The organism is Stenotrophomonas sp. YIM B06876 (assembly GCF_030711595.1).
Taxonomy (GTDB): Bacteria; Pseudomonadota; Gammaproteobacteria; order Xanthomonadales; family Xanthomonadaceae; genus Stenotrophomonas.
In genome coordinates this window covers 1,024-2,753 of sequence record NZ_JAUJUJ010000095.1, presented here as the reverse complement: position 1 = coordinate 2,753, position 1,730 = coordinate 1,024, and the positions used below count along the sequence as shown (strand labels likewise).

At 64.2% G+C, this 1,730-nt stretch carries 1 protein-coding gene and 1 pseudogene; both read right to left on the bottom strand.

Annotated elements, in window-relative coordinates; translation table 11 throughout:
• A pseudogene (locus QZH66_RS14870) lies at window positions 1-338 on the bottom strand (acetyl-CoA C-acyltransferase); the annotation flags it as partial.
• A gap of 317 nt (window positions 339-655) precedes the next feature.
• On the bottom strand, window positions 656-1,730 hold a 1,075-nt coding region (locus tag QZH66_RS14865), incomplete at its 5' end, for an ABC transporter substrate-binding protein (RefSeq protein WP_305806695.1).

The window sequence follows — 1,730 nt, the reverse complement described above, 5'->3', positions numbered from 1 at the left end:
ACCAGGTCCTCCCAGCCCGAGCGCACCTTTTGCGCCGCCAGGTTCACGGCCTCCAGGCCCGAGGCGCAGAAGCGGTTGACCTGCACGCCCGCGCAGCGGAAGTCCCAGCCCGCCTTGAGCGCCGCCACCTTCGGCAGCACCGCGCCCTGCTCGCCCACCGGCGAGACGATGCCCATGACGATGTCGTCCACGGCAGCGGTGTCGAAGCGGTGGCGCGCCTGCAGCTCGGTGAGCAGGCCGGCCAGCAGGCTGATCGGCTTGACCTCGTGCAGGCTGCCGTCCCTTTTGCCCTTGCCGCGCGGCGTGCGGATGGCGTCGAATACATAGGCTTGCGTCATGGCTTGTCTCCGGTGTGTGCTGCGCCAGTATATGTTTATGCGAAGCGGATGCTTTGTGTAAATTGGAACTTGCGGGAGAGCATGGCTGGCTTGCTTGGCTCTGTGTCCTTTGCTGGGTGCGGAGGCCGGGCACATGGCCCGGCATCGGAGCCAACGACCACCCCGCCGCCAGCACAAAATAACCATCAAATCAGCCGCAAACCATTACGCATACAGCGTTAACAGCTATAAAAAAGTACATGCCATGGGCCTGCCGGTAGGGGCGCGCGCAAAAAAACCGCCCCGAAGGGCGGCTGCATGTGCAGGGCCTGCAGGCCTCAGGGGTGCACGTAGTCGGAGACCACCTTCCAGCGCCCGTCCTGGATTTGCGAGAGGCGGCTGAGGTCGCTGCCCAGGCGCTTTTTCGGGCCGAAGCTGCCCTCGGCGCTGCCGAAGATGTCGGGCGGGATGAGCATGGTGTCCATGGCTTTGATGAAGCTGTCGGTGGTCAGATTGGGGCCGGCTTTTTGCGCGGCGCGGATGAAGGCGTCGATCAGGGTGTAGCCGTAGACCGAGAACACGGTCGGGTCTTCGTTGAACTTGGTCTGGTACTTGTTGGCCCAGAAGCGGATCGGCTGCGAGGCCGAGTCGAGGTAGGGGTTCTGCACCGTCATGGTGGCGTAGAGCCCGTCCATGGGTTTGCCGCCGAGCTTGTGGATCAGGTCGGTGTAGGCCGCGCTCGAACCCAGGAAGGTCGGGTTGAAGCCGGTCTTGCGCGCCTCGGCGATGGTGCCTATGGTCTCGCGGATGATGGTGCCCAGGATCACGAAGTCGCAGCCGGCGGCCTTCATCTTGGCGACCTGCGAGGAGAAATCGGTGGCGCCGCGCTTGAACGAGGTCTTCTCGGTGTAGTCCATGCCCAGGCTCTTGAGCGCCGCCTCGCCGCCGCGCAGCACCTCGAGGCCGAATTCGTCGTCCTGGTAGATGGTGCAGACCTTCTTGGCGGCCTTCTCCTTGATGAGCTTGGGCGCGGCCAGGCGGATCTGGTCGTAGTAGGTGGCGGCGAACGAGTATTTGAGCCGGTTGAAGGGCTCGTACATCTCGCGCGCCGCCGTCACCGGGAAGAAGTTGATGACGTTCTTGGCGAACTGCACCGGCATGGCGGCCATGTTCTGCGCCGTGCCCAGGTGGCCCACCATCATGAAGATCTTGTCCTGGTTCACCAGCTTTTGCGCGGCCAGCACGGCGCGCTTGGGGTCGTAGCCAGAGTCTTCCACGAGGAGCTTGAGCTTGCGGCCGTTCACGCCGCCCTGCTCGTTGGCTTCGTCCACGCGCAGCATCATGCCCAGGCGGATCTGCTTGCCAAAGCCGGCCAGCGGCCCCGACAGGTCCTGGATGGAGCCCAGCGTGATG